The organism is Leptospira alstonii serovar Sichuan str. 79601, from assembly GCF_000347175.1.
Taxonomy (GTDB): domain Bacteria; phylum Spirochaetota; class Leptospiria; order Leptospirales; family Leptospiraceae; genus Leptospira; species Leptospira alstonii.
The window spans coordinates 1-1,457 of record NZ_ANIK01000075.1; the positions used below are offsets into that span (position 1 = coordinate 1).

General features: G+C 37.8%; 1 protein-coding gene and 1 pseudogene. Both read left to right on the plus strand.

Annotation, left to right across the window (positions count from 1 at the left end; genetic code table 11):
- Positions 1 to 452, plus strand: a 452-nt coding sequence (locus tag LEP1GSC194_RS15130) for a sensor histidine kinase (RefSeq protein WP_036043240.1), incomplete at its 5' end; no start/stop codon positions are given.
- A gap of 429 nt (positions 453 to 881) precedes the next feature.
- Positions 882 to 1,457, plus strand: a pseudogene (locus LEP1GSC194_RS15135) (sensor histidine kinase); the annotation flags it as partial.

A 1,457-nucleotide genomic window follows, 5' to 3' on the forward strand; every position in this document is an offset into this window, starting at 1 on the left:
GAATTCTGGCGATGTCCGAAGTTCATAATTACATGTACAAATCGGATAACTATCACAGTATAGAATTTTCGAGCGTGATCGAAAGGATCATAGAGAATCTTAAAAACAAACATAAGGAGTCTCATGTATCGATCCGCAACGATTCGGAAAGAATCGATCTCCCGATCGAAACGGCGATTCCTTGTGCGATGATCTTCAACGAACTTTTGAACAATTCTCTGACTCATGCGTTTAAGGGATCGTCGGACCCGAAGATAGAGATTTGTTTTTCTAAACACGGGGAAAATTACAAATTGATAATAAAGGACAACGGAGTTGGAATGATCACTCCCATTGATTTGAAAAAACAGAATACGACCGGTTTCACTTTGATTCAGATTCTTTCCAAACAAATCCGAGCCAATTTCGAACTTTTCAACGATCGGGGTTTGGTCGCCGTTTTGGAATTTTGATCCGATTTTTGTTTTTGATAAAAAACATCTCGCGCAAATTGTGATGTGTCTCAAAACTTAATTGTGTCCCTGTCGAATGATCCACAACCGAGCAACCGTAGGAGCAAGGTTTGAGTTTCCGAGAATGAGACACCTATTTCAATTGACCGCTCTATGAACTAAAGTTTCACTCCCTGAATGCCACCCCGTAGGAAGGCATTCATATTGATTTTTTTTCGGGAAAGGTGACGTTCCAAGTTAAGGTGCGTGGTAAATCTCGGATTTAATTTCTCATCTATACACGGAATGTGGAAAATGAAATTTTCTTAAGTCCGAATATTGTGTCTCGCTCGACTTGAAATTTGGCTGAGTAAGAGTTACAATCTTAGAATTGTAAATGAGTCTTTCCGAGTGATACAATTTCGGAAAGGATCGATTTTTTAGGAAATTATGATTTTAAAAAGATTTCAACATCTCTACGCGCAAGAGCCGTTTATCCTAAGAGTGAGAGCTTTGTATCTGTTTGTTTTTAACGTAGTTACTTTCGTTTTTCCGGGAATCACGTTTTGTTTTTTTTTCGACCAAGTGACGTATCTCCCTAGTTTTGTACTGCTAATATCGGCTTCGTTTTTATCGATGCTTTTGGTTTGGAACGGGCAATTTAAAAAAGCTTTAACTCTCACTTTGTCGACCGTTCTGGTAGGAGTCACCTTAGGAATGTTTTTCGGAGATCCCGAAGGGAACGTTTTGTCTAGTTTTCCGATTCTTGTCATTATATTTCTACTTTTTACAAGTATTCGAACTACGATCTTTATTTCGATTTATTCGTATGCACTGATATTTTATTTTCTGCATATGCTTTCTCAAAGAGGAGTTTTAAAAGTAAGCTTTGCCGTAGATTCCGTATTGGGTTTTTTCTTTTTTACGAGTATCGCCATTTTAACCGTCAATCTTTTGAATTCTTACATTAAGGAAAAAGACGAGCTGATCAAGGAAATCCATCACAGGGTGAGGAATAATCTTCAA